Genomic DNA, 25,149 nt, shown 5'->3' with positions numbered 1-25,149 from the left:
CTCGATGTATACCCAGGGGCCTTACTTTTTAGGCAGGCTCCAGGGGAAGAAAATTTGCTGCGTCCATTGCACCGACTTGAAGAGCAACAGACTCACTACCGCCAGGAAGAACAGGCCGGCAAACGCCTGGGGAATCCGGAAGAAGGATGTGGAGAACTGTATGAAGTAACCCAATCCCTCTTCTGCAGCCACGAACTCCGCAACCACCGCGCCAATAATTGCCAGGGTGATCGCAACCCGCAGCCCGGTGAAAATATGGGGAATGGCATAAGGAATTCGGATCTGCCATGTCTCACGGCGAGTGGGCGCATCCAGTGAACGGCTCAGCTCTATCAGTTCCGCCGGCGTCTCGTTAATACCCGTGGCCGTAGATACAACCAGTGGGAAGAAAGTGAGCAGGCAGGTAATCAGCACTCTTGATGGATCATCAGAACCCATCAAAACGATGATCAAGGGCGCGACTGCAACAACGGGTGTGGACTGGATGACTACCAGCAACGGATAGAGCGTGCGAGTCAACAACTCTGATCGCATCATGGCAATCGCAATGGGGACGGCTACCAGAATGGAAACCAGGAACCCCATCAAGGCCACCCGAAGAGTTGCCCACAAGTGCGTCATCCAGCGGCTGAACTCCACGTTGAAGAAAGCATCAACAATGGCCGTTGGTGCCGGCAATACGTATTCCGGCAGAGAAAACACCCGGCACACCAGCTCCCACAACAGGATAAGTGCAACGAAAAACAACCAGGGCGCAGCTGCAAGCAGAAGGCGCCTGGTTTTCGGATCAGGCTGCTTCAGGCTCATAAATATGCTTCCTCAGTCGTTCTGTGAGTTCCGCGAACCGGGGCTCGGAAATGGTATGCCGGGTCCTTGGCCGGGGCAGATCGACATCCAGCATCTCCAGCAAGGTTCCAGGCCGCTTGCTCATCACCAGAACCCGATCCGCGAGCAGTACCGCTTCTGCAATCGAGTGCGTAATGAACAAAACAGTTTTGGGGTTTTCCTCCCAGATTTTGAGCAAATCAAAGCCAATCTGTTCCCGGGTCATGGCATCAAGCGCAGAGAAAGGCTCATCCATCAAAAGAATATCCGGGTTGAGCAAGAGCGCCCGGACAATACCCACGCGCTGCTGCATACCGCCCGACAACTCGTCGGGCATTTTACTGGCGAAACTTTCGAGGCCCGCCATTTCCAGCAACTCATCCGCTCGCTTCTCGTCTTCACGACTATAACGGCCATACTTGTGTTTGAGCGGAAAGAGCACATTCTTCCGGACATTCAGCCAGGGCAACAAAGTCGGCTTCTGGAACACGATGCCAACATCATCCCGCGGGCCATCGACTTGGCGACCAAACACCGAGACCTCCCCCTCGCTCGGCTTAAGCAAGCCAGAGATCATTCGCAGCAGTGTCGACTTTCCGCACCCGGACGGGCCGACGACTGCTACAAACTCATGCCGCTGGATATCCAGGTCGACACCGGTGACCGCCATCGGCGTTTCCGGGTCCGGGTCGTACCTGTGCCCGACTCCGGAGAGCCGGACAAAAGAACGGTTAGTGGCGGGTTCAGTCATACTTACAGCGCCTCAAGCAGCGTACGGTCAATGACGGTTTCCGGGGCGAGTGCATCCTCGTCCAGCTTTTCTGCCTGAGCCACACGGCTCCAGGTCAGGGCGACACGCTCTTCAGTAAGCGCTCCCAAGCCATCACGCTCACTCACTTCGTTGACCACCAGTTTCATGGAGTCACCAATCTGCGCAACGGCCACATCAACTTCCACCTCGGGCACCATGGCGTGCAGGGCTTCGGCAGCTTTCGTCGGGTCATCACTGGTGAGTTTCAGAGATTTGTCGTAAGCGCGCATGAAACGCTTGGCCACGTCCGGGCGCTCACTCAGGAATTTATCGGCAGCAACAATTGACGAAGAGTAGAGTTCAAGACCAGCATCAGACCAGGGCAGCACAACCAGTTTGTTGCCGGTTGTTTTGGCCTGTTTGTCAAAGAGGGCGATATTGGTCACCCAGGCAATAATGGCATCCGTACCGCCGTTCATCAGCATTGGCCCCAGGGCGCCCGGGTCTGCTTTCGTCAACTTAACAGCGTCTTCCGGCAGATCATTATCTTTCAGCACCAGCGGCAAGAACGCGTTGGAAGAAGTGAACGGCGAGGTGGCAACTTTCTTACCCTCAATATCCGTCACTTTACTGATGCCACTGCTCTCAAGTGTAAAGAAGGCATGGGGTGCGCGATTGAAAATACTGTAGACCGCTTTTACCGGGAGACTGTCATCCTGGGCTTTAGCAGCCATCAAGGCGCCAATATCAGCACTGCCGATGTCGGCTTGCCCGGTGGCAATCTTGGTGATGGCATCGGTAGAGCCACGACCACTTGCGATACGGACTTCCAGCCCCTCATCTGCAAAGAACCCTTCCTGAACACCAAGGTAAACCGGAGACTTATCCCCTCCTGGCAACCAATCCAGTTGGTAAACAACCTTATCGGCCGCCAATACAGACTGGCTCAACAAACCACCAGCCAATGAAGCTGCAATCAGAAACGAACGAGTGATACGTTTATGCATTTGCTTTCCCCTTCTACGGTTTACGCTCTAAGTTTTTTTGATCATTCGGTCAGGTTTTATTAGATAAAGCAAAGGCCAGGCCAGATTGCAAAACCGGACTTCAGAAACAGCTCCGTGATCAACGCTCACCCTTCAGCAGGCTTCAATTAACGGGCCAGTTTGGACCGCCAACCCCAAATGCCACTAACTCACAGAACCCACGTTCAAGCCCCATCCATCAACAAAAGATACGCCCAAAACTAGTGCGAGATTGCGCGAAACGCCCTCATTTGATGCCCCTTGAGCCCCACCCCAGAAGAGCTTGAAACCCTCAAGCACGGGACTACTCACGATTTCAAGGCTGCTGAGGCCAATTGCATCACTGGCACACTTTGTGAATTACTGACCAGATGGACAGAATTACTTGAAACCCGGAGTGACATCATGAGCATCAATAGCGAGTCAGGGGCTTCACTGCCTATTATCGATTTGTCGTTGCTGGCAGGAACCGACCATCAACGACAACAGCTGGCCCAATCACTGGCCGACGCGTGCCTGCATACTGGCTTCTTCTATGTCAGCCACCACGGTATTTCCGAAACCTTGATCAAGCGTGTATTCGAGGAATCTCAAGCCCTGTTCAGCCTGCCAGGCGCTGACAAAGAAGCCATCAACAAAAGCTTCTCCAAGGCCAACCGTGGGTACGAACCTCTGAAAGGCCAAACACTGGAGCCTGGTTCACCACCGGACCTGAAAGAGGGCTTTTACATCGGTGAAGAGCTGGACAACTCAGACCCACGGGTAGAGGCAGGTCGCTTCAATATGGGAGCCAACCAGTGGCCCCGGACCCTGGCAGACTTCCGTGGCACCATGATGGAATATTTCCAGGGGATGAATGAGCTCAGCGGCCGGATCATGGAGGCACTGGCTTTGTCACTCGGGCTGGATGAAGATTTTTTCGCGGATTTCTGCCGGCAACCACTCTCAACCCTGCGATTGCTGCACTACCCGCCCCAACCGCCGAATCCGGCTCCCGGAGAGAAGGGCTGTGGAGCCCACACTGACTTTGGCGGCATTACCGTGCTGCTACTGGATGACAAACCCGGGCTGCAGGTGTGGGATGCAAAGGCCGACGAATGGATCAATGCTGAACCGATTTCCGGCACCTTTGTTGTCAACCTTGGCGACATGATCGCTCGCTGGACCAACGACCGTTATCGCTCCACCTTGCACCGGGTGGTCAACACCTCTGGCGCAGAGCGCTACTCTGTGCCTTTTTTCTTCACCGGCAACCCGGATCACGAAGTCAGTTGCCTGCCTACTTGTCTGGATGAGGGCGACCAGCCCCATTACCCACCCACAACCGTGGAAGCTCACTTGATGGACATGTACCGGAGGACTTATGCCTGATGCACCGATCACTGCGGTACTGATTCATGGCGCCTGGGCTGGCGGCTGGGTATGGGAGACAATTACGCCCTACCTTGAAGAACGGGGGTTCCGGGTTTTGGCCCCGGACCTGCCCGGATGTGGTCCACGGCTGGGCAATCCGGCTGAAGCGTCTCTTGACCAGTGTGTGGCGGACCTTGAAAAAAAGCTTGAGAAGGTTGGAGGCCAATTGTTACTGGTTGGCCATTCCGGCGGTGGCGCCGTGGCTACACAACTCGCTGAATCCATCGCTGAACGCGTAATTGGCGTTGCTTATCTGGCAGGTATGATGTTGCCGTCAGGTACTGGCTTTGGTGAAGTGGTGGAGGAAATAATAAAGGACTTCCCTGAGGCCTCAGGCATAGGTCCTTTCCTGGACTGGGAGGCTGACGGCCAGGTGTCACGGGTACAGGCGCCTGCCATCCGGAACATTTTCCTGCAGGACGTCAGCGCTCAGGTAGCGGAGCAAGCTACCAGCCGATTTACACCCCAGGCAGAAGGTAGCCGGGCGCTAGTCCCCATCTGGAGCCAAGCTCGCTTCGGGCGGCTGCCCAGGCTCTACATCGAAGCCTTGCAAGACCGCTCGGTTATTCTACCGGTCCAACGACGTATGCAGCAGCTCGTGCCCGGTGCCAGAGTGGCCTCACTGGATACGGGCCACGTTCCACAGGTAGCCGCACCCGAGGCTGTCGCCGACGCTCTAACAGAGTTCGTATCAGGACAGGCAAACAAAAAGGGGTGACCTCAGCGGTCACCCCTTTTTTATTCAGCTAACACTCAGTCAGCATAGACGGCTTCAATGAACGAAAGATCAAACGCCTTCTCATACTCAAGATCCTCAGGCAGAGTACCCGCGGCCACCATGTCGTCAAAGAATGTCTCCCAGCGTTCAGCTGTCATCATGCCATAGCGCCCACCCTCGGCGGCATCAGAAAGCAGCATATTTTCTTCCTGCATTTTCGCGTGCGTATAGGCAAGCAGCTCATCCTGCATCTCCGGGTTATCAGCCTTGATCAGCGCATTGGCCGGCTCAGGGTTTTCGAAGTATGCCTTCCAGCCCTGCGCCGTTGCCGTCACCATTTTCTGTACGACTTCGGGGTTTTCCTCAACCATTTCGCGAGTTGTATCCAACGTAGCTGCGTATGCTTTCCAGCCATAGTTGGCCAGCAAAAGACTCTTACCTTTTACACCTGCCTGCTCCAGGAAAAAACCATCGTTGGTTACATAACCTTGCTGGATGGCCTGCTCATCTCTGATGAACGGCGCAAAGCTGTAGTCATAGGCCTGCAACTGTTCATCGGTATAACCGTATTCGGTTTTCAGCCAGGGCCAATAGGCAACACGGCCCGCCGTGGGTACCCGCATGGGCTTACCTTTCATGTCCTCTAACGAGTCATTGCCCACCCCTTCATGGACCACAAGTGATTGGGGGTCTTTCTGGAAGAAAGCCGCCACTGTGACCAGAGGAATACCCTGATTCACGGCATTAAACGACTGCAAACTGTATCCCATGATGAAATCCATGGAGCCGCCCATCAGCAATTGCACGTTGTTCACCTGAGGCCCACCCATTTTGATAGTGACATCCAGCCCCTGCTCCTCATAGAGCCCCATGGCTTTGGCTGCATAGAAGCCGCCGTGCTCAGCCTGTGCGTACCAGGTGGTAGATACAGTAACCGGGATAAGTTCTTCTGCATGGGTCAAGCCGGAGATGGCACTGAGCGACAAGGTAATACCAGCCGCCAGGGTTTTAAGTTTGTTCATAGTGATTCCTCGGTTTCCGGGCTTGATGCCCCGTAAGTGTTGGTAAGCTTCTCGTGCAAGTGCTGGCCCGCTGAAATCGGACCGTATAAGGGGGGCGCGTCTACCGCAGTGCAGCTATCGATGCAGGCTATTTCTGCAGACTTGTTCGGATGACAGAAAAAGGCGATGGAGTAGCGGTCTTTGCGGCGGTTCTCAGGGGCCACATTCACCCGGTGGGGGGTTGAGCAAAACACATGGTTGGTCCACCGATGCATAAGATCGCCCGTGTTGACCACAACGGTTCCGGGAATCGGTGTCGCCCGTAGCCATTCTCCGCCGCGAGTACGAACCTCCAGCCCGCCGACTGCATCCTGGAATAGCAGCGTAATACTTCCGTAGTCGGTATGGGCTCCTGCCCGGCTTTCACCATCTTCGGGCTCAAACCCTTCAGGCAATGGCGGGTAATGCAACAGTCGCAGGGTATGGTCGTGCTCGTTATGAGCCTCTACAAAGAAGTCAGCCGGCAGGTCGAGAGCCAAAGCAAACGCCTCCAGTACGCGACCAGCAGTCTGGGTGCACTCCGCCAGAAACCCGCTCATGACCGACTCAAATTGAGGCTGACCAACGGGCCAAAGGTTTTTAAACGCACCTGGTTCCGGGCGTTCCGGTGCCAGGTTGAAAGCCTCTTTCAGGTCGCCCGGACGCGTGGGGTCCAGCTTTTCCCGCTTGATTCCAACATAGCCCCGGTTACTCTCGGCATTTTGCCAGGCGACCTGCTGCTTGAGCTCAAGGGGCAGATTAAAAAACGCTTCGGATGTGGCGAATGCTTCCGCCAGCCTGGCTTCCGGCATGCCACAACCGGACAAGTAAAAGAAACCCCAATCCTTGCTGGCTTGACGCATCTGCGCTGCCACTGCCTCACGATCCGCTTCGGTTCCATCAAGGAACGGCGCGAAATCAATTACAGGTATTTCCTGCTCATCGCCTGCCATGTTCTCTCCTGCTGAATTCACAATTTGCTATCCATCTGGTCAATATATTTGCAACAGACGTGCCATATGAAAAACCCCTAAAAACCGCTCTTAACAGGGTATTTTCAGAGAAGATCTGCATCATTAAAGTGCAGGCGCTCCATTTTCTGACCATTTCGTCAGGCTTTTATAAAGAAAAATGAGGCATTACTATTGCATGTGAATAAGCCACAAATTCTTTGCACGGGAAAACGCCAGCAATGACAGACACTCTGCTACTGAAGAACGCCCGGGTTATCGCCACCATGGACGATGACGAGCGCGAAATTGAAAGTGGCTACATCCTTGTCCGGAATAACCGGATTGAAGCAGTGGGGCCTCAAAACGAGTGCCCGCAGGATGCTGACCGCACAATCGACCTGAGTGGCCACGTAGTCATTCCAGGCCTCATCAACACTCATCACCACATGTTCCAGTCGCTCACACGGGCCTTGCCGGCAGCTCAGAACGGCGAATTGTTTGACTGGCTGAGCGCACTCTTTCCCGTATGGCGAAACATCACTCCGGAGATGCAGCGGGCCGCGAGCCGCACGTCCATGGCCGAACTCATGCTGTCCGGCTGCACCACCGCAGCCGACCATGCCTACCTGCACGTCAATGGCATCACTCTGGATGACAGCGTGCAGGCCGCCACCGAAATGGGCATACGCTTCCACGCCGCCAGGGGCGCCATGAGCCTTGGTCAAAGCCAGGGCGGCCTGCCACCCGATGAGCTGGTGGAGTCTGACGAGCACGCCATACTGAAAGATATGCAAAGAGTGGTTGAAGCCCACCACAACTACAGCCCCGACGCGATGGTCCGGGTGGCGCTGGCCCCCTGCTCCCCGTTCACGGTGACCAAGGACCTGATGCGTGAAGCGGCCACCATGGCCAGATCATTGAAGGTAGGGTTGCACACCCATACTGCGGAGAACTGGAAGGACCTGGCATTCAGCATGGAGCGTTATGGCATGACGCCCACGGAATTCTCCGAGGATGTTGGCTGGGTGGGTGAAGACGTGTGGCACGCCCACTGCGTCCACCTTGATGAGCCGGGAATTGCCCTGTTTGCCCGCACGGGTACCGGGGTGGCTCACTGCCCCTGCTCCAATATGCGCCTGGCTTCCGGTATCGCTCCGGTGCGAAAAATGCTGGACGCCGGCGTGAAGGTTGGCCTGGGTGTGGACGGCAGCGCCTCTAATGACAGCGGAAACCTGCTCGATGAAGCCCGGCTGGCCATGCTCTCAGCACGGGTAAGAGACCAACAGCCAGGAGCTATGACGGCCCGCGAAGCCCTGCGTATCGCCACCCGCGGTGGCGCAGAGGTTCTGGGACGAGGCGATGCTCTGGGGCGGATACAGCCCGGCTACTGTGCCGACATAGTCGCTTTCCGTACTGACGACATTGCCATGGCCGGTGGCCAGAGCGACCCTATTGCCTCCCTGGTGTTCTGCACACCTCCACGGGTGCACTGGAGCACCATCAACGGCCGTGTGGTGATCGAGGAAGGTCAGCTTATTACCCGATCACTGCCCCATATTATCGAGGAGCAGAACCGAATGGCCGGGCAACTGCTTTTATAACCAACCGCGCTGTCAGGCCCGTATGGACCTGACAGCGTCTGCCGATCATCACTGGGATTTCAGTTGGTGATAGCCACGATCGAAATAGACCAGGCTGCCAACCTCATCCTGCTGTCGCACACCGACGACTTCGCAAAACAGGATGTCGTGGGTTCCCACGCTTACCCGCTTACTGATCATACAATCGAAGCTGATAAGAGCGCCCTCCAGTACCGGCGCACCGGTCACCGCCGTGCTCCAGTTGGCGGCAGCGAACCGCTGCTCCATTTCGGACTTGCCGCCAAAAATACCAGACAGGTCTGATTGGCTGTCAGCAAGGGTGTTTACGCACAGGCTCTCGCTGCTGCTGAATGCGTCGTATACAGAAGCTCCCCGGTTCAGGCAAACCAGTAAGGTCGGAGGTTCATCACACACACTGCATACTGCCGTTGCAGTAAAACCTGCGCGGCCAACGGGCCCGTCAGTAGTAACAACGTTAACGGCGGCGGCCAGAGTCGACATGGCATCGCGGAACGTCTGTTTGTCGACCTGCGGTGGCATGGCCAGAACCTCACGAAGTTGCTGTTGTGGTTTCATGGTTTTCTCCTGTCAGGACAGACGGCAGGCGTCGGCGAATTCAAGGCGCGACAACCTGTCATAAAGTTTTTCCGGATTGCCATAACCCAGATTGATCAAAAGGTTCGATTTCCAGGTGGTTCCGGCGAAAAAAGCCTCGTTCACTTTCGAAGGGTCAAAGCCGGACATGGGTCCGGTATCCAGGCCCAGCGAGCGAGCAGCCAGTATCAGATAAGCCGCCTGCATGGAGCTGTTCCGGAAAGCGGTTTCATAAGCCATTTCCGGGCTGCTGGTAAACCAGCTGCGGGCATCGCCATGGGGAAACAACTCGGGCAGGCGCTCGTAGAATTCTTCGTCGTAAGCCACGATCACCGTAACCGGCGCCGTCATGGTTTTTTCGCGGTTGCCGCTGGACAGGCACGGCTCCAACTTTTGTTTGCCGTCATCACTGCGAACGAACTCAAAGCGAGCCGGGCAGCAGTTGGCCGAGGTTGGGCCCATTTTTACCAATTCATAGAGCTGCTTCAGAGTTTCATCAGTTACCGGCCGGTTTTGCCAGCCATTGTGCGTACGGGCCTCGAAAAATAGTTGATCGAGTGCCCTGGTTTCCAGCTGCTGGCTCATAGAACCTCCTGATTTACTTTGGCTTCTGTGGGTAGGCGGTGTTTGCGCAGGTGGTTTAGCATCAGAGTGTTAAAGCGTTCCGGCTCCGTAACATTGATCGCATGCCCACCCGTCGGCAAAAGCTTCACGCTGGACAGAGGCAACCGGGCAGCCAGTGTCTGGGAACAAGTCCAGGGGACAAGAGAGTCATCCCGGGTCGCCAGAACCAGCGCATCAACCCTCACCTCGGCCAGCTCTTCCGGGGGCATTTTCCATGTCTGCAGAGCATGCATGCGGCGCAACAGGTTTTCCTGGGGAGGAAAGCCAGCAAGCTGGTGGGTAATCTCCTGGTCCAACCATTCGCTGTTCTCGGCAATCCAGACCGGCGGGTAAAGGAATAGCGGCTGGGCTTCCAGATAAGCCTCTGGCCCATTACTTAACAGAAGTTTCCGACGAACAGAGAAACATCGGCGCGAAAAGGCATTGGGTTCAGCCCAGGCATTAATCAGCAACAGACTTCCAACCCGCCCTGGTGAAAGCCGCGCCAACTCAAGGCCTATCAACCCTCCGAGTGCATGCCCAATAAAATGCACCGGGCCTGAAGCCGCAGTTTCCAGAAGCGCATCCAGCTCGGCAGCCATATCCTTTACAGTATAGAATTTCGGCACCTCGCCACCGCTGCGACCGGTACCAAACTGGTCATAGACCAGAACCCGGTAGCGCTTGGCAAGCTCTGGCACCTGAGAAGCCCAGTAGCTACCTGAGCCCCCCAGACCAGCACTAAGCACGACGGTTTCACCATCGTCGGGACCCAAGGATTCCCAGTAAAGCGCCCCCGCAGTGCCACTCATATTATTTACCTACGTGCGCGATGCTGGCGATCTCTACCAAAGCATCCGGTTTTACCAGCTCGCACTTGATGCAGTATCGGGCAGGTTTCTCACCCGGAAAATACTCAGCGTATACCTTGTTGACAGCCGCGTAGTTGTCCCAGTCCGTTACCATGATCATGTTGAACGTGACGTCATCCATGGTGCCATTCGCGGCTTCGACAACACCTTTAATTGCCTCAAGCACGTGCCGGGTTTGAGCTTCGGCATCGCCCACATGAACCACATTGTTGTCCTTGTCGAACGGCAGGGTTCCGGAAACATAAAGGATGTCGTTGGCCATGGAGCCAGGCACATAGGGCGCCAGCGGCTTGCCGCTGCCTTCAGGAATAATGGATATTTTTGGCATGATCAATCTCCGTTGTTTAAGCAGGTATGGTTTGGGATGGCGTGGTTTTAGCCGTTTCGCTCAACGAGCCAAACGTGTTACAGAAATCATCGGTACTGGACACCCAACCGAAAAAGGTCTCAATGTTGTACAGTGCAGCTTGCTGAATAAACTCTGGACCCGCCTGGTAGGTTGCGTCCGCGAGCACGACACCGAAATACTCCAGGAAGAAGCCATCACGCAGAGTGGATTCCACACAAACGTTAGTGGCAATCCCGGTGAAGACCAGATTGCGGATACCACGGCTGCGCAGGATGCTGTCAAAAGCCGTGTTGAAAAAGCCACTGTAACGGGGCTTGGGTATAACGATGTCTCCGGTCTGCGGCTGCAGTTCATCAACCAGATCATAATCCCATGTACCCTTGGCGAGCATACTGCCATTCAGTTCCGGTGCTTTGCGCATGGCCTTCAGAGCATTGGACTTGTACCAGTTTGGAGAGCCCGGCCCACCCGCCTCCACGTACTCGGAATCCCAGCCGTTCTGGAAAAAGATCACGGGAATACCGGCAGCCCTAGCCGTGGCAATGGCACGCTTGATTTGCTGGATAACCGGCCCGGTTGCAGACACATCGAAACCAGCCTTGTCCAGATAGCCTCCAATGGTGGAGTAGGCGTTTTGCATATCAACGACCACCAGCGCAGTCTCACTGGCACGCAAGTGCAAGGCTTCCGGTTTACCCGGCAGTTCAAGTGCCGTTTCGTTACTGGTGTTCAGGGCATAACCTGACTTTTCAGTCGCTATGTTGCTCATACCGCCTGCTCCAGTTCGTCATTGACATGGACGCGGCTCTTCATCAATGGCTGGATATACTTGCCAAAGTCTTCAATGCCCTGAACAAAATCATCAAAGGTGAGCATGACACCACTGACCCCATTCACAGTGGACACCTCATCCAGCATCCGGGCAACATTCTCATAGGAACCAACCAGGGTGCCCATGTTGATGTTCACCGCAGACGTGGGGTCTGACATCTGGCGAATGTTGGTATCGGATTTCGATTTTTTGTCTGCCGCACCCTGCTCCCCTAGCCAGGCTACCGCTTCTTCGTCCACACCTTCCTTATAATGTTCCCAGCGCGCACGGGCAGCTTCGTCGGTTTCATCTGCGATGATCATGAACAGAGCAACCGAGCTGACATCACGGTCGGACGTTTCCATTGCCTTCACCAGGCGGTCTACCGTCGGGGCAAAAGCAGTCGGAGTGTTTACGCCCTTGCCAAAGCAGAAGTTGTAGTCGGCATACTTCGCGGTGAACGCCATGCCGGCTTCGCTTTGACCGGCGCAGATAACCTTCATGTCTGCCTTGGGTACAGGGCTGACCCTGCAATCGTCCATCTTGAAATGCTCACCTTTGAAGTCACTGCGACCAGTGGCCCAGAGATCCCTCAAAACTTGGGCGTACTCGCCCAGATAATCGTAACGGGAGCCGAAAAATTCATCTCCTGGCCAAAGGCCCATCTGGGAGTATTCCGGTTTCTGCCATCCGGTCACCAGGTTGACCCCGAAGCGCCCGTCCGAAATAGAATCAATCGTGGAGGCCATTCGGGCCACGATGGCAGGCGGCATGGTAAGTGTTGCAGCCGTAGCAAACAGTTTGATCTTGCTGGTAACAGCCGCCAGCCCGGCCATCAGAGTGAACGACTCAAGGTTATGTTCCCAGAACTCCGTTTCGCCACCGAAGCCCCGCAGCTTGATCATCGACAATGCGAAGTCAAAACCGTAATTTTCGGCTTTCTGAGTAATCTCCTTATTCAGTTCAAAGGTTGGCATGTACTGCGGTGCATTCTTTGAGATCAACCAGCCATTGTTGCCGATAGGAATGAAGACTCCGATATTCATCTGTTCGCTCATCTGTTCCACCTCACAGTTCCGGTTTTAAGGTGCCTCATGGAACAGCACCCTTTCCGACAACCGCAGCATAATATCGGCCATAATTTGTTTTATATCTGATTTTCAGATACTTGCATGATTCAAGAAAACGCTTTCAGACCAAGCGGTCTGCTTTAGAGCACTTGGTTTGTGCAGCGCGTTCGCTTTTGGGGCAAGATCAAGGAAATGATTAAAGGTCCTATCCATGAAAGATTCCGGTGCTAGAATGATCGCCACATTCAGACAGCGGATAGTGGAGAGCCACGTGAGTGCCAGCACCAGAGGCAAGGAGCCAGCCCGACAACCCAGACGCAAGCAGCAACGGGTACCCTCTGCTGCATCGTTGAGCAGACGACTGCGCAATAGCGAAAGAAAGCGCGCTGTTATTCTTGAAGCGGCACTGGAGACTTTTTCCAAGTATGGAATACATGGAGCAAGCATCGAACAGATCGCTCTACAGGCAGATGTGTCGAAAACCAACCTGTTCTATTACTTCACTAATAAAGAAGAGCTTTACGTCAGCGTGCTGCGAAACCTTCTGGATCTATGGCTCAAGCCACTGAGAGCTTTCACGGAAGACCAGGACCCGATTGAGGCTATTCGTGACTACCTCAGGGTCAAACTGGAGTTCTCCCGAGACCACCCCGCAGAATCCCGCCTTTTCTGCATGGAGGTCATGCAGGGCGCCCCCCTGATGCTGACAGAATTGCAGCAGCCGCTTCACGATCTGGTCGAGAACAAAATTGCAGTTATTCAAACATGGATAGATCAAGGCAAGCTGTCCGCCGTGGAACCTTACCACTTGATTTTCTCACTCTGGGCAACGACTCAGCACTACGCAGACTTTCGGGTTCAGATCGAAGCTGTCGCCGGGAAGACCCTGGATGATCCTGCCTTTTTCACAGAGACCCTGAAGAGCCTTGAGACCATCATTCTCAACGGCGTAAGCCCTCGATAGATCGTCTGACCCATCTCCGATGGGGCGCCCGCCCCCATTTTGTGCTTAAAGCTCCGCCCAACCCAAAACCATGCACTCTAATCTAGACCATTTGATCCGCACGAAAGCACCCAAAAAACCTAAGACCCTGGTTTACATGTGATTTTATAAACTGGCACACATGCTGCAGCCTCTTTTCTGGAGCGAGATCCCTTTTTGTCCTGGCCAAAACCAGGCCCTTCTCGCAATAACCTGACTGAAAGGAGGGTGTCACCCATGCAGTTGCAACACGTACCAACTATTGATCTTGCCCCATACTTCGAGGGCACCCCCGAAGGTAAGCAGAAGGTTGCCAAGGAGGTCGACAGAGCCTGCAAAGATATTGGGTTCCTCGTGATAACCAACCATGGCATTCCCAAGGAGCTGGTAGACCGCGTTTACTCACTGAGCCAACAGTTTTTTAACGAACCCATGGCTGAAAAGCGCAAAGTGGACCGCCCCAGTCCGGACATGGTGCGCGGTTATAGTGCGGTCGCAGAGGAAAGCCTGTCCTACTCTATGGAAGAAGCCGCACCGGGGGATCTGAAAGAATCATTCTCCATCGGTCCGACCGACGTACCTGACGATGAATACCATCGCGGCCCCGCAGCCGGCCCCCACTTCGCACCGAATGTCTGGCCCGAAACCATCGAAGGCTTTAAAGAAGCCTACGCCGAGTATTTCGATGCGATGAGCAGCCTTGCGCGCTCACTGATGCGCATCTTCGCCCTTTCCCTGAAGCTCGACGAACATTTCTTCGACGATAAAATCGACAAAGAAATCAGCATGCTACGGACCCTAAGCTACCCCAACATGGGAACCAATATTGAGGAAGGCCAGATGCGTGCAGGCGCCCACACCGACTACGGCAGCCTGACCATCGTAAAACCGGATAACTCTCCGGGCGGCCTTCAGGTGTGCAACCAGAACGGAGACTGGGTGAGTGTGCCTTACGCTGAGGACAGCTTCGCGGTCAATATTGGCGATCTCATGATGCGCTGGACCAACGATCAATGGATTTCTACCTTGCATCGTGTCGTCAACCCGCCGCTGGAAGCAAATACTGCTCACCCTCGCCAGTCCATCGTTTTTTTCCATCAGCCCAATTACGACGCCATGATCGAATGTCTGCCCAGCTGCCTGGGTGAAAATGGCCAGGCAACCTACCCCCCAGTCAGTTCCGGCGATCACCTGAAATCCAAATTCGTTAAACAGACCACTTTTGGTGGGACCCAGGAGGTAGCCTGAAATGAGCACACTTTCTTATGTGAACATCTTTGCCGAAGACATTGAGGGCCTGAGCGTCTTCTACCGGGACCTGTTCGGCTTCAAAGAAATCCCCGAAATCCGTTCGCCCATTTTCCGTGGGCTGGACACAGGTCGCTCCTGCATCGGCTTTAACGCAATAGACGCCTACGAGTTGTTGAAACTGGATGACTACTCAGACACCAAAGGCTGCAAATTCCTTCTCAACATAGATGTCGACAGCCAGGAAGAGGTGGATGAGTTCGTGCCCAAGGCGCTGGGCGCAGGCGCCACTCTCATCAAAGAGCCCTACAAAACCTACTACAACTGGTATCAGGCCGTGCTCCTGGACCCTGAAGGTAATGTTTTTCGAATCAATTACATGATGTAGACCTGCCTTACCAACCCAAAGGAAATAACGCGATGAAAAAGCTACTACTCAGTGCCGGTTTTGCACTGGCCAGCTTCTTTGGCCTGACGAACGTTGCTAACGCCGAGGGCCTGACTCTCGACGGGCCGCCTAAGGTTGCCATGATATACATCTCCCCAACCAACGATGGTGGCTGGACCCAGGCGTTCGACGAAGCACGTCTGCGCCTCGAGGAAGAGCTGGGCATCAAAATCCAGTATGTAGAAAGCGTTCCTGAATCTGCATCAGCTATTCGCCCGGCTGTAGAGCGGTTTATCAAACGCGGTACCAATATTGTTATAGGTACCGCTTTCGGTTACTCCGACACCTTCAAGTCGTTGTCTGAAGACTATCCAGATGTTGCCTTCCTGAATGGTTCCGGTACGACCAACGGTCCCAACCTGCTGTCGTTCTATGGCCGTACCTACGAAAGTCAGTACCTCTGCGGCATGGCTGCAGGCGCTGCATCAGAAACGGGCAAACTGGGCTTTGTTGCCGCGAACCCGTTTGGACCAGTCAACTGGACCATCAACGCCTACGCCATGGGTGCCCGTGAAATGAACCCAGATGCAACCGTTTCTGTGGTCTATACCGGAGCCTGGAATGACCCCACCAAAGAGCGCTCTGCAACCAAGGCTCTGATCGACCAGGGCGCAGATGTTATCGGTCAGCATGTGGACACACCGACACCGCAACTGGTTGCTCAGGAAAACGGCGTTCTGGGTACAGGTCACCACCGTGATTTCCGCGAGTTTGCTCCGGAAGCCACCATATGTTCTTCCGTCTGGGTCTGGGATCGTTTCCTGAAAACAGAGCTGGAAAAAATCATTGCCGGAAACTGGGTACCTGAACCGCACGGTGCGCTTCTGTCCATGCAAGAAGGTGGAACGGATATCGCCTGCTGCGGCAAGAACATCGACAAGCAGGAAGAAGCCAAAATCATGGCCGCTCGTGACGAACTCCTGAAAGGTGAACTGGAAGTCTACGCAGGTCCGGTTGTCGATCTGGACGGAAATGTCCGTGCTGCCGAAGGGGAAGTCCTCCCGGACGGCGCCCTGTGGCAGATGGACTGGTTTGTTGATGGAGTTATTACCCAACAATGAGTAAACAGAACGCGATCCAGCTGAGCGGTGTCAGCAAGACCTTTGATGGTTTCAAGGCTCTTACCGACGCCGACTTTACCGCCAAGTGGGGAGAGGTTCATGCCCTTCTGGGGGAAAACGGAGCCGGCAAGTCGTCCCTGATGAACATAGTGGCCGGTTTGTATGGCCCCGAAGGCGGATCGTTGTTCATTGATGACAACCCGATAAAACTCAAAGGCCCCAAGGAAGCAGCCAAGCTCGGCATTGGTATGGTGCACCAGCATTTCAAACTGGTGATGCCCTTTACCGTTGCGGAGAACATTCTACTGAATCTGGGGCACATCCAGACGTCCGGTCTTTACCGGGAGCGCCTGCGCCGGGTGTCTGACGACATCCGTGCCATGGCGAAACGCATCGGGTTTGAAATCGACCCCGATACTCGCGTTGATCAGCTATCCATCGCTGAGCAGCAGCGGGTAGAGATTCTAAAAGTGCTACTGGCCGGAGCCAAGGTCTTGATTCTTGACGAACCGACAGCAGTACTCACTGAAGAAGAGGCCGAGCGGCTACTGACCACTGTGCAGGGCTTTGCCCGCGAGGGCGCAGCCGTCATTTTGGTGACGCATAAAATGAACGACGTTCTGCGCTACGCGGACCAGGTCACCATCATGCGCGCCGGTCAGACAGTCAAAAGCCTCAAACCGGATTCCGTGTCCGTTGACGAGCTGATCAGGCTTACCGTGGGCGAATCCACCTCTGACCAGTCGGCTACACCTGAGAAGCGCGCACCCGGGGCGCCCTACCTTCAGGTAAAAGGCCTTACCAGCACGGGCGCGCCACGTGCACTCAATAACCTGGACCTCACCCTGAATAAGGGCGAGATCTATGGGCTTGCAGGCGTCGGCGGCAATGGCCAGAGCGAACTCGCCAATGCCCTGATGGGCATCCCCGAACCGGTAGAAGGACAGATGGAGATCGCCGGAGAAGGAGACCTGGCCGGCTTCGATGCTGCCAGAAGGCGCGCCATAGGCATTGCCTCCATACCTGCCGACCGCTATGGCGCTGCACTGGCAGGTCCCCTTTCGATTGCAGACAACTTTGCTCTGGGTGACATTCATTCCGGCCGTTATGGCCCATTCTGGTACCTGAAAACCCGGGCTATCGAAGCGGACGCCGCAGAAGCGGTACGCCAGTTTGATGTTCAGGGCGTTCGGTCCCTGAAACAGAAAGCCGCCCTGCTTTCCGGCGGCAATGCCCAGAAGCTGGTTATCGCCCGGGAATTCAACCATCCACCAAAGCTGGTTCTCGCTCACAGCCCTAGCCGTGGCCTGGATGTAAAAGCCACGGAAGCCGTCCGGGACAGATTGCGGGCAGCGCGGGATGACGGTGCGGCAGTACTCCTGATTAGTGAGGACCTGGACGAAGTCATGGCCATGGCGGACCGGATCGGCGTCATGTCCGCCGGCCGAATCGTGGCCGAATTTTCACAGCCGGCTGACCGCCAGGCCATCGGACAAGCAATGGTGAACCATGTCTGATTTTGCATTACGGCGCCCCCTGCTTAACCGCAGATATGCTCTGGAAGTTCGCCAACAGATGGCGTGGCCATGGCAGGCCCTGATTCTCGGAGCATCAATGATTCTGGGCTTACTGTTGTCCGGCGCCATACTGGTTGTGGCCGGCGTACCTGCAGGTGAGCTACTGAACGAATTTGTAATCCTGACCCTGTTTGATGCCCAAAGCCTCAAGTCCGTCTTATTTCAGGCATCGCCACTCATCATGGTTGGCCTGGCTGGCTGCCTCGCGTTCCGGGCCAAGTTCTGGAACCTGGGTCTCGAAGGTCAGATGATTTTTGGTGCCATCGGAGCCACCGCAGTGACTATCTGGGACATCGGCAGTCCCGGTATGCGTCTCCCCCTGATGATGGCTGTTGCCATGGTAGGCGGGCTACTCTGGGCCGTGGCCCCGGTACTGCTCAAGCTCAAGCTGCAGGTCAACGAGATAGTCTCGACATTGATGCTGAACTACATCGCCATCAATGTCCTGCTGCACCTGATGTACGGGCCCTGGAAGGACCCGAAAGATGCCTTCCCCTATTCCCCCAAGTACGACAGCTTTGAACTCTTGCCAGAACTTGGCAGCGGCCTCAGTCTTTCGATCCCTATCGCTATAGTGATTGCGCTGATCGTACTCTGGTTCGTCAACATCTCCCGGGCCGGCCTGTACCTTCGCTTTGTGGACAAAAGCCCCAAAGTGGCCGGAGCAGTCGGGGTTCCGGTGGCAAAAACCATTTTGATTGCGGTTCTCTTCTCCGGCGCTCTGGCCGGGCTCGCAGGCCTGATGGTCGCCGCCGGGCAGGAAGGCCGTCTTACACACTCCTTTTATGTAGGCTACGGATTCTCCGGAATTCTCATCGCCTTTCTGGCACGGAATAACCCCATCGCCGCCACCTGTGCCGCACTGTTGATTGCCACTCTGTTCGTATCAGGCCGCAGCCTTCAGGTGTTCTACCAGATCCCGTTTGCCATGGTGCAACTCATACAGGCCGTGCTGGTGATCTGCGTTGCTTCTTCGGACTTCTTTATCCGTCATCGTATCCGCCGCGTTCAGGGAGGAGACTGACCATGGATCTGATTACCAGCTGGATAGGTAACATTCCTGAATTCGCCGTTCCATTTGCCCTGGCTGCTCTGGGGCTCATTATCACCGAGAAATCCGGTGTACTGGCTCTCGGTGCGGAGGGGTTAATGCTGGTGGGTGCCGTTATCGGTGTCGGTGCCGCCCTTACCGTTGACAATACCGCTGTTGCCCTGGCGATCGCCATGATTGCAGCCAGTGTGGTCTCTCTTTTATTTGCTCTTATGGTGCTGGTTATGCGCATCAATCAGGTCATTTCAGGACTGGTGCTGGTGTTTTTCTGCCAGGGGCTGACCACACTGACAGGCACACTGATGGGCTGGACCAACCAGCCGGTTTCCGGGCTGGGAGCCATAGCACTCTGGCCGCTGTCCGAGCTGCCATATGTGGGCCGCTTCTTCATACAGAATGTTGTTGTTTATCTGGTCCCGGTGATCTTCGTGGTCGCGGTCTGGGCTCTTAACAGAACAACCCCCGGCCTGCGGCTGCGAGCGGTTGGCGAGAACCCACAGGCTGCAGACGCTGCCGGCATCTCAGTGCTGGGTTATCGTTTGGCGGCGATCATGATTGGTGCCGCCCTGATCGGTCTTGCTGGCGCTTTCATCGCCGTACTCAGCAACAAGCTCTGGATATCCAACATGACCGCCGGCCGCGGCTGGATTGCTGTCGCCCTGGTTATCTTTGCCCGCTGGTCGCCCTGGAAAGCACTCGCCGGCGCCCTCCTGTTTGGCTGTATTGAAGCACTGATACCGCAACTCGCTGCATCGGGTATCAAACTGCCCCAGTACTTCGTCTTCATGGCACCCTATGCAATTACCCTTGGCGTAATGATCTGGGTGGCCGCTTCGAAGCGAGATAGCAGCAGTCAACCAGGAGCTCTCGGAACGCCCTTTATCCGGGAAGAACGCACCTGACCCACTCCTCAACCAACCCTGGAGAAAACATTGAACAAAATCCTATTTGTGACCGGTGCCACGTCGGGCTTCGGGGCGGCCATCGCACGCAGGTTCGCGCGGGACGGCTGGGACCTGGTCATCTGCGGACGGCGTACTGAACGCCTGCACATACTGGCCGACGAACTGGGTGCAATAACGCAGGTTCACCCGTTAAAACTGGATGTACAGGACGCCGACGCAGTGCGGCAGGGCATCGAATCCTTGCCAGCCAGCTTTCGTAACGTCCATACACTGGTCAACAATGCCGGGCTGGCACTGGCACCTTCGGCCATGCAGGATGTCGAGTTGGCAGACCTGCACACCATGATCAACACCAATATCACCGGCGTGGTTAACGTCACACATGCATTGCTTCCTGCCTTGATCCGGACCGGTGCCGGAGCCAACATCATCAACATAGGTTCAACCGCAGGTGAATGGCCCTACCCGGGCAGCCACGTTTACGGTGCCAGCAAAGCGTTCATCAAGCAGTTTTCATACAACCTCCGGTGCGACCTGCCCGGTACAGGCGTGCGAGTAACCGACCTGGCTCCGGGCATTGCGGAAACCGAATTTTCGATAGTGCGGAACAATGGAGATCAGGCAGCTTCCGACTCTGTGTACCAGGGAACTGTCCCCCTGTCCGCCAGCGATGTGGCTGAGCAGGTCGCTCACATAGCAAACCTGCCGGATCATATAAATATCAACAGGGTTGAAATGGTACCGGTGCGTCAAGCCTGGGGGCCCTACGCCATTCATCGCGACGCAAGCGCAGAACAACCGGGCGGAACCAGACAAAACTAATAAATTGCGGCCGGACAGTTTGTTCGGCCTTCATACTTCAGGCCTTGTCCTGACGGTGATCGTAGGTTGCGTTAAGCCGCGATGCCAGATACTCCGCACAGGTTACCGGCTCGTATTTCGGCGCCTGATCCGGTACCACGTCCCTTGGGTCAACCATAGACTCCGGGTTCACCTCCAAAAAGAAAGCAATCGCGTAACGCTCCCTGGCCGGCGGTCTGACCCTGTGAGGCGTGGAGACGTATACATCGTTGCTCCAGCGCATCAGACAATCACCGATATTACACACGAAGGCTCCGGGCACATGGGGCGCCTGAATCCAATCCCCTTGTCGGTTGAGAACCTCCAGTCCTGCCACTTCATCCGTTGCCAGTATGGTGACATTGCCATAATCCGAGTGAGTACCTGCGCCTCCATCTTCCCGGTCCGTGCTCCCCGCAGTCGGCGGGTAATGAAGCATTCGCAGCGTCGCAATCGGCAGGGTCAGGTGCTGGGTGAAGAAGTTTTCGTCCAGCCCCAGGTCTAGACTGAAGCCACGGTGAATCGTGCGCCCCAACTCCAGGCAGTGATCAAAATAGTTCAGAGCCTGCTCCCTCCAGCCCTCGATTGGCGGCCAGAAATTGACACCCCGGAAGGGTTTGCCAGCCAGCACATCCGGATGATCTTCAGGGAAGTCCGTTCCGATGTTAAAAGCCTCTTTCATATCTGCACCCGATTCCGGGTTCAGCTTCTCGTCGGCCATGGCCACATAACCCCGGTTGTGCGGCGAACGCTTGATTGACATCGCCTCCTTTTCATCCAAGGGCAGTTCGAAGACCGTCCGGGCCAAGGCAAAGGCGCCTTCGCAAACCGTTTGGGGGATACCGTGATCGGTCACGTAGAAGAAGCCTACATCCCGGCAAGCACGGCCCAGTTCCGCCGCAGTGGCCCGGCGTTTTTCCGGGTCATCGCTGCGCAGGCCGCTCAGGGAAATAATCGGTAGTGAAGACATAGGGTTGCTCCAGTGTAATTGGGTTCATCAAACCATTGCTGCGCGGGTATGTGAGAGCTTGTCGCAAGCGGCGAACAGCGCCAGCCCCTGGCGCTGTGCCTCAGTAATGACAGAAGATTGGGTGACTAGAGTCGCCTCGCCATTATCGATCAGACGAGCCCCATCCACCCACACCCCGGCCACATTTGAGCTGCTGGCAGCATAAACCAGGTTCCACAACAGGTTACCGCCTTGCTCACTCACGCTGACCGGCGTCATGTTGGCTTTGCCAAGGTCGAGCAATAACAAGTCCGCCTTCTTGCCTACCTCCAGAGAACCGATCTCATGATCCAGCCCCAGGGCTTTGGCGCCATTGATGGTGGCCATGCGCAGAATCTGGTCGGCGGGCAATGCGGTGGCATCCAGGCGGGTAGCTTTCTGAATGAGGGAGGCAAACTTCATCTCCTCAAACATGGTCAAACTGTTATTACAGACAGGGCCATCGGTACCTAGCCCCACCGTTACGCCGGCGGCCAGCATTTCGGGCACCCTCGCCACACCACTGGCCAGTTTGGCGTTACTCACCGGGCAGTGGGCAATACTGGTTCCTGTATCCGCCACACGGGCGATTTCTTCATCGTTCAGCCACACGCAATGGGCCAACAGGGTCCGCTCGCCCAGGATTCCGTAATGATCCAGCATCGCCAGTGACCGCCGACCCAGCTCCGCGGTCACCGCCCGCTCTTCCTCTTTCTGTTCACTGCAATGGGTATGAATGCCCACGCCGTACTCCCGGCTCAGCTGCGCAGCCTCCCGATAGGCGTCTTCCGTACAGTAAAACAGGTGTTCAAGCCCCATCCAGACGCGGATGCGGCCGTTCTGAGTTTCATGGTGGCTGTGGATCAACTGACGGTTTTCCTCCCGGGTGGAAAAGAAATCTTTGCCAGGCTTATCGGCAACGTAGGGTGCCAGCTGCACCCGAAGGCCGAGCTCTCCCGCGGCATCAGCACAACGGTCCATGTAGCGGAACATGTCAATAACACAGGTAGTGCCGGACTGCAGAGCTTCCAGATAACACAGACGCGCAGAGTGATAGGCGAACTCTTCTGTCATGGCCCGGTGTTCCAACTGGTACCAGGGCAGCCACTCCATCAACGGCATATTTTCAGTAATGCCTCGCATGAGGCTGGAGTGGGAGTGGCAATCGATCAGACCTGGCAATAAAGCGTGGCCTCGTGCATCGATCACTTCACAGTTCTCGGGGATGTTTACCTCCCGGTCGTCTCCTGCCTGGGTAATCACTCCATCTTGCACCACCAGGGTCCCGTCGGGAATCACCCGGTTGCGGGGATCAACAGTGAAGATCGCGGCGTGACGGATTGCAAAGCTGGACATACAGGCTCCTGCACTTTCTGACCATTTGATCAATTTTTGAAAGCAATCGTTGTGCCACGCTCCGACACTGACTTGACGGGCCTGAGCACAACAAATAGCAAGCCTTGATGCACCGGCAACGACCATTTCACTTCACCTTGCACCATAACCAATCAGCTTTCTTGACTGCCTGATCATTAATTATCTGATATTCCAACCGTTAGCCATGCCCCAGGATCGCTGGCATATATCCTGCAGAGCTGACTATGGGAATTTCCGGGCCGAGAGAACCTCCTGGATCAGACTCCTGAGTCAAGATGACATTCCTCTGTCATAACGCCTTACTGGCGTACGGTTCTCTTGAGATTCTGGAGGAATGCTATGCCTTCCACACAAAACGATGTGCTGGTGTTAAAAGGAGGCCGGGTCATCGACCCGGCTAACGGGTTCGACGGTATTGCAGACGTAGTAACCAGGGGTGACACCATTATTGCCGTGGGCCCGGATGCAGGCCAACAATACCCTGACGCGCAAATCCGGGACATGAGCAACAAAGTGGTGACCCCGGGGCTGATCGATATCCATACTCACTGCTATACGGGGCTGGGCGATTTTTGCTTGCCAACAGACCTGATGGGCGTCGATTCGGGCGTACCAATCATGGTCGACGCAGGTACCACCAGCAGCACCATTTTCGGGTTGGCCCGAAAAGGCATCATTGACCACCCGGATACCAAAACAAAGATCTTCGCACTGCTCGACCCGTCGCAGATCTATCTGGCTAACAAGACGTTCATCTGCCACTACCTGCGCATCGCCGATGATGAGCGCAATATCGATGTTGAGGCCGCCAAAAAGGTGGTGGACGAGAACCGCGATGTCATCGTTGGATTCAAAGTTCGGGCGACTATTACCGACGACCCGGACCGTTCACCATTCCTGGAAGCAGCCCATGAGATTGCTCCGGATCTGCCCATCATGATCCACCTTGGCGCCTTTCCTCACACGCCGGTGCTGGACACGGAAAAACTGCTGTACAAGCTGCGCAAGGGCGATATGATCACCCACGCCTGCCGTGGCGGCGGTGGCCAACTCGACCAGAAAGGTGAGCCGACCAAAGCCTACAAAGACGCCTACGAGCGCGGCGTACTCATGGATATCGGGCACTCCGCCGGGGACTTCCACTTCCGCACTGCGCGGAGGCTGATCGAGCGGGGTTACCTGCCAACGACCATTTCCACCGACCTCAACGTGTTCAACGTCGACGGGCCGGTGTACTCGCTGTCCACCACCATGTCCAAGATCTGGGCACTCGACGTGCCACTGGGGCAGGTCATCGCCATGACCACCATTAATCCTGCCCGAGCTATCAACCAGCAGGACCGCTATGGATCGCTGAGCGTCGGGCGGCAGGCTGAAGTCAGTGTGCTGGATATCGAAGAGGGGCCTTGCACCCTGTCTGACGGCAACGAGGAACTCATCGCCCAACGCCGGCTACGCGCAGTAGGCTGCCTTCGCAACGGCCAGTGGTATGACGCCATCCACGACCAGAAGCAGAACTCAGATTTGAAGGTGGCGGTATGAGTTGCGCTACAGCCATGCAGGAACCGGCTGTCGATCCGAAAGTTTTCTATAGCAGCCTGGTACGAACCCTTGAGCTGCGGCGGGACTCCCTCTCCGAACCGGAAAAGAGCTTTGGCGGCTACCAGCCTCTGGATCGGGCAGAGCTTCTTGAGTGGCTGAAGTTCCAGTGCTGGTACGAGCAGGAAGCCGCCGGCTTCATTGGCTCCTGGTTACGGGACACCCCGGAACCGGAGGTGTTTGTTGGCCTGTGTCAGCAGGTCGCTGATGAAGGTAAACACTACAAGCTGATATTGTCCCACTTGCAATCTCTGGGTGCTTCCATGGAGGACTGGTCACCGGAACCGGAATGGGTTGAGTGGGTCAGTGAATTCTACGCCAGTGGCGATGACACTCTGGAACGGGTGGCAGCTCATAACATTACCGGAGAACTGGGCGCTATGGACGCTTTCGATGGGCTACTGCCACGCATCCCGGACGCCACCCGGGCCATGCTGGAGAAGATCAT

At 55.6% G+C, this 25,149-nt stretch carries 25 protein-coding genes; 12 read left to right on the top strand and 13 right to left on the bottom strand.

Annotated elements, in window-relative coordinates; translation table 11 throughout:
• Window positions 1–21 precede the first annotated feature (21 nt).
• Genes Q4606_RS02820 through Q4606_RS02810 form a run of 3 tightly spaced genes read right to left on the bottom strand, consistent with a single transcriptional unit; the run spans window position 22 to window position 2,583 of the window.
• A complete protein-coding gene (locus Q4606_RS02820) occupies window positions 22–807 on the bottom strand; it encodes an ABC transporter permease (protein ID WP_303596698.1) in 786 nt (261 codons plus the stop codon).
• The gene (locus Q4606_RS02815; protein ID WP_303596699.1) at window positions 788–1,576 is read right to left on the bottom strand and encodes an ABC transporter ATP-binding protein; all 789 of its coding nucleotides are present in this window, start codon (window positions 1,574–1,576) and stop codon (window positions 788–790) included. The genes Q4606_RS02820 and Q4606_RS02815 overlap by 20 nt, the downstream gene beginning before the upstream one ends.
• A 2-nt stretch (window positions 1,577–1,578) precedes the next feature.
• Window positions 1,579–2,583 carry an ABC transporter substrate-binding protein gene (locus tag Q4606_RS02810; protein WP_303596700.1) on the bottom strand — a complete coding sequence of 335 codons (1,005 nt, stop codon included), beginning with the start codon at window positions 2,581–2,583 and terminating at the stop codon, window positions 1,579–1,581.
• Between the two features lie 423 nt (window positions 2,584–3,006).
• Here Q4606_RS02810 and Q4606_RS02805 point away from each other — a divergent pair, with 423 nt between their 5' ends.
• Window positions 3,007–3,972, top strand: a complete 966-nt coding sequence (locus Q4606_RS02805; protein WP_303606590.1) for an isopenicillin N synthase family oxygenase — start codon at window positions 3,007–3,009, stop codon at window positions 3,970–3,972.
• Complete coding sequence (locus Q4606_RS02800) at window positions 3,965–4,732, top strand: alpha/beta fold hydrolase (protein ID WP_303596702.1); 768 nt, start codon at window positions 3,965–3,967, stop codon at window positions 4,730–4,732. The genes Q4606_RS02805 and Q4606_RS02800 overlap by 8 nt, the downstream gene beginning before the upstream one ends.
• A 35-nt stretch (window positions 4,733–4,767) precedes the next feature.
• On the opposite strand, the gene Q4606_RS02795 is transcribed toward Q4606_RS02800, so the two are convergent.
• Both Q4606_RS02795 and Q4606_RS02790 read right to left on the bottom strand, forming a co-directional pair.
• The gene (locus Q4606_RS02795; protein WP_303606589.1) at window positions 4,768–5,754 is read right to left on the bottom strand and encodes an ABC transporter substrate-binding protein; all 987 of its coding nucleotides are present in this window, start codon (window positions 5,752–5,754) and stop codon (window positions 4,768–4,770) included.
• Window positions 5,751–6,725 (bottom strand): isopenicillin N synthase family oxygenase, encoded by a 975-nt coding sequence (locus tag Q4606_RS02790; RefSeq protein WP_303606588.1) that lies wholly within the window; start codon window positions 6,723–6,725, stop codon window positions 5,751–5,753. The genes Q4606_RS02795 and Q4606_RS02790 overlap by 4 nt, the downstream gene beginning before the upstream one ends.
• A 239-nt stretch (window positions 6,726–6,964) precedes the next feature.
• Here Q4606_RS02790 and Q4606_RS02785 point away from each other — a divergent pair, with 239 nt between their 5' ends.
• Window positions 6,965–8,326 carry an 8-oxoguanine deaminase gene (locus tag Q4606_RS02785; protein WP_303606587.1) on the top strand — a complete coding sequence of 454 codons (1,362 nt, stop codon included), beginning with the start codon at window positions 6,965–6,967 and terminating at the stop codon, window positions 8,324–8,326.
• 48 nt (window positions 8,327–8,374) lie between these two features.
• Here the strand turns inward: Q4606_RS02785 and rutF are convergent, their stop codons facing one another.
• The 6 genes from rutF to rutA are packed head-to-tail and all read right to left on the bottom strand — an operon-like array spanning window position 8,375 to window position 12,601.
• Entirely contained in the window at window positions 8,375–8,866 is a 492-nt protein-coding gene (gene rutF / locus Q4606_RS02780) for an NADH-dependent FMN reductase RutF (protein ID WP_303596843.1), read from the bottom strand.
• A 48-nt stretch (window positions 8,867–8,914) separates the two neighbouring features.
• On the bottom strand, window positions 8,915–9,505 hold the full coding sequence (locus tag Q4606_RS02775; RefSeq protein ID WP_303606586.1) for a malonic semialdehyde reductase: 591 nt from the start codon (window positions 9,503–9,505) through the stop codon (window positions 8,915–8,917).
• Complete coding sequence (gene rutD / locus Q4606_RS02770) at window positions 9,502–10,335, bottom strand: pyrimidine utilization protein D (RefSeq protein WP_303606585.1); 834 nt, start codon at window positions 10,333–10,335, stop codon at window positions 9,502–9,504. Before rutD ends, Q4606_RS02775 begins: the two co-directional genes overlap by 4 nt.
• 1 nt (window position 10,336) lies before the next feature.
• Window positions 10,337–10,723 (bottom strand): pyrimidine utilization protein C, encoded by a 387-nt coding sequence (gene rutC, locus Q4606_RS02765; RefSeq protein WP_303606584.1) that lies wholly within the window; start codon window positions 10,721–10,723, stop codon window positions 10,337–10,339.
• A 16-nt stretch (window positions 10,724–10,739) separates the two neighbouring features.
• Window positions 10,740–11,513, bottom strand: a complete 774-nt coding sequence (rutB, locus tag Q4606_RS02760; protein WP_303606583.1) for a pyrimidine utilization protein B — start codon at window positions 11,511–11,513, stop codon at window positions 10,740–10,742.
• Window positions 11,510–12,601 carry a pyrimidine utilization protein A gene (gene rutA, locus Q4606_RS02755; RefSeq protein WP_303596844.1) on the bottom strand — a complete coding sequence of 364 codons (1,092 nt, stop codon included), beginning with the start codon at window positions 12,599–12,601 and terminating at the stop codon, window positions 11,510–11,512. Before rutA ends, rutB begins: the two co-directional genes overlap by 4 nt.
• Before the next feature lie 373 nt (window positions 12,602–12,974).
• Here rutA and rutR point away from each other — a divergent pair, with 373 nt between their 5' ends.
• From rutR to Q4606_RS02715, 8 genes are all read left to right on the top strand, one after another.
• A complete protein-coding gene (rutR, locus tag Q4606_RS02750; protein WP_368502306.1) occupies window positions 12,975–13,589 on the top strand; it encodes an HTH-type transcriptional regulator RutR in 615 nt (204 codons plus the stop codon).
• 255 nt (window positions 13,590–13,844) lie between these two features.
• Window positions 13,845–14,855 carry an isopenicillin N synthase family oxygenase gene (locus Q4606_RS02745; RefSeq protein WP_303596711.1) on the top strand — a complete coding sequence of 337 codons (1,011 nt, stop codon included), beginning with the start codon at window positions 13,845–13,847 and terminating at the stop codon, window positions 14,853–14,855.
• Between the two features lies 1 nt (window position 14,856).
• Window positions 14,857–15,243, top strand: coding sequence for a VOC family protein (locus Q4606_RS02740; RefSeq protein WP_303596712.1), 387 nt, complete (start codon window positions 14,857–14,859; stop codon window positions 15,241–15,243).
• A gap of 32 nt (window positions 15,244–15,275) precedes the next feature.
• Window positions 15,276–16,364, top strand: coding sequence for a BMP family ABC transporter substrate-binding protein (locus Q4606_RS02735; RefSeq protein WP_303596713.1), 1,089 nt, complete (start codon window positions 15,276–15,278; stop codon window positions 16,362–16,364).
• Window positions 16,361–17,881: an ABC transporter ATP-binding protein gene (locus Q4606_RS02730; protein ID WP_303606581.1), complete on the top strand. Its 1,521-nt coding sequence runs from the start codon at window positions 16,361–16,363 to the stop codon at window positions 17,879–17,881. The genes Q4606_RS02735 and Q4606_RS02730 overlap by 4 nt, the downstream gene beginning before the upstream one ends.
• On the top strand, window positions 17,874–18,965 hold the full coding sequence (locus Q4606_RS02725; protein ID WP_303596715.1) for an ABC transporter permease: 1,092 nt from the start codon (window positions 17,874–17,876) through the stop codon (window positions 18,963–18,965). The genes Q4606_RS02730 and Q4606_RS02725 overlap by 8 nt, the downstream gene beginning before the upstream one ends.
• Window positions 18,966–18,967: 2 nt before the next feature.
• On the top strand, window positions 18,968–19,894 hold the full coding sequence (locus Q4606_RS02720; protein WP_303596716.1) for an ABC transporter permease: 927 nt from the start codon (window positions 18,968–18,970) through the stop codon (window positions 19,892–19,894).
• A gap of 30 nt (window positions 19,895–19,924) precedes the next feature.
• A complete protein-coding gene (locus Q4606_RS02715; RefSeq protein WP_303606580.1) occupies window positions 19,925–20,719 on the top strand; it encodes an SDR family NAD(P)-dependent oxidoreductase in 795 nt (264 codons plus the stop codon).
• Between the two features lie 37 nt (window positions 20,720–20,756).
• Here Q4606_RS02715 and Q4606_RS02710 read toward each other — a convergent pair whose 3' ends face one another.
• The gene (locus Q4606_RS02710; RefSeq protein WP_303606579.1) at window positions 20,757–21,707 is read right to left on the bottom strand and encodes an isopenicillin N synthase family oxygenase; all 951 of its coding nucleotides are present in this window, start codon (window positions 21,705–21,707) and stop codon (window positions 20,757–20,759) included.
• A 27-nt stretch (window positions 21,708–21,734) separates the two neighbouring features.
• On the bottom strand, window positions 21,735–23,081 hold the full coding sequence (locus tag Q4606_RS02705) for an amidohydrolase (protein ID WP_303606578.1): 1,347 nt from the start codon (window positions 23,079–23,081) through the stop codon (window positions 21,735–21,737).
• Between the two features lie 360 nt (window positions 23,082–23,441).
• On the opposite strand from Q4606_RS02705, the gene Q4606_RS02700 reads away from it, so the two are divergent.
• Window positions 23,442–24,644, top strand: coding sequence for an amidohydrolase/deacetylase family metallohydrolase (locus Q4606_RS02700; RefSeq protein ID WP_303606577.1), 1,203 nt, complete (start codon window positions 23,442–23,444; stop codon window positions 24,642–24,644).
• Window positions 24,645–25,149: the final 505 nt, after the last annotated feature.

It is taken from the genome of Marinobacter sp. 1_MG-2023 (assembly GCF_030549045.1).
In the GTDB taxonomy this organism is placed as follows: domain Bacteria; phylum Pseudomonadota; class Gammaproteobacteria; order Pseudomonadales; family Oleiphilaceae; genus Marinobacter.
This window is presented reverse-complemented; position numbering and strand designations above follow the sequence as displayed.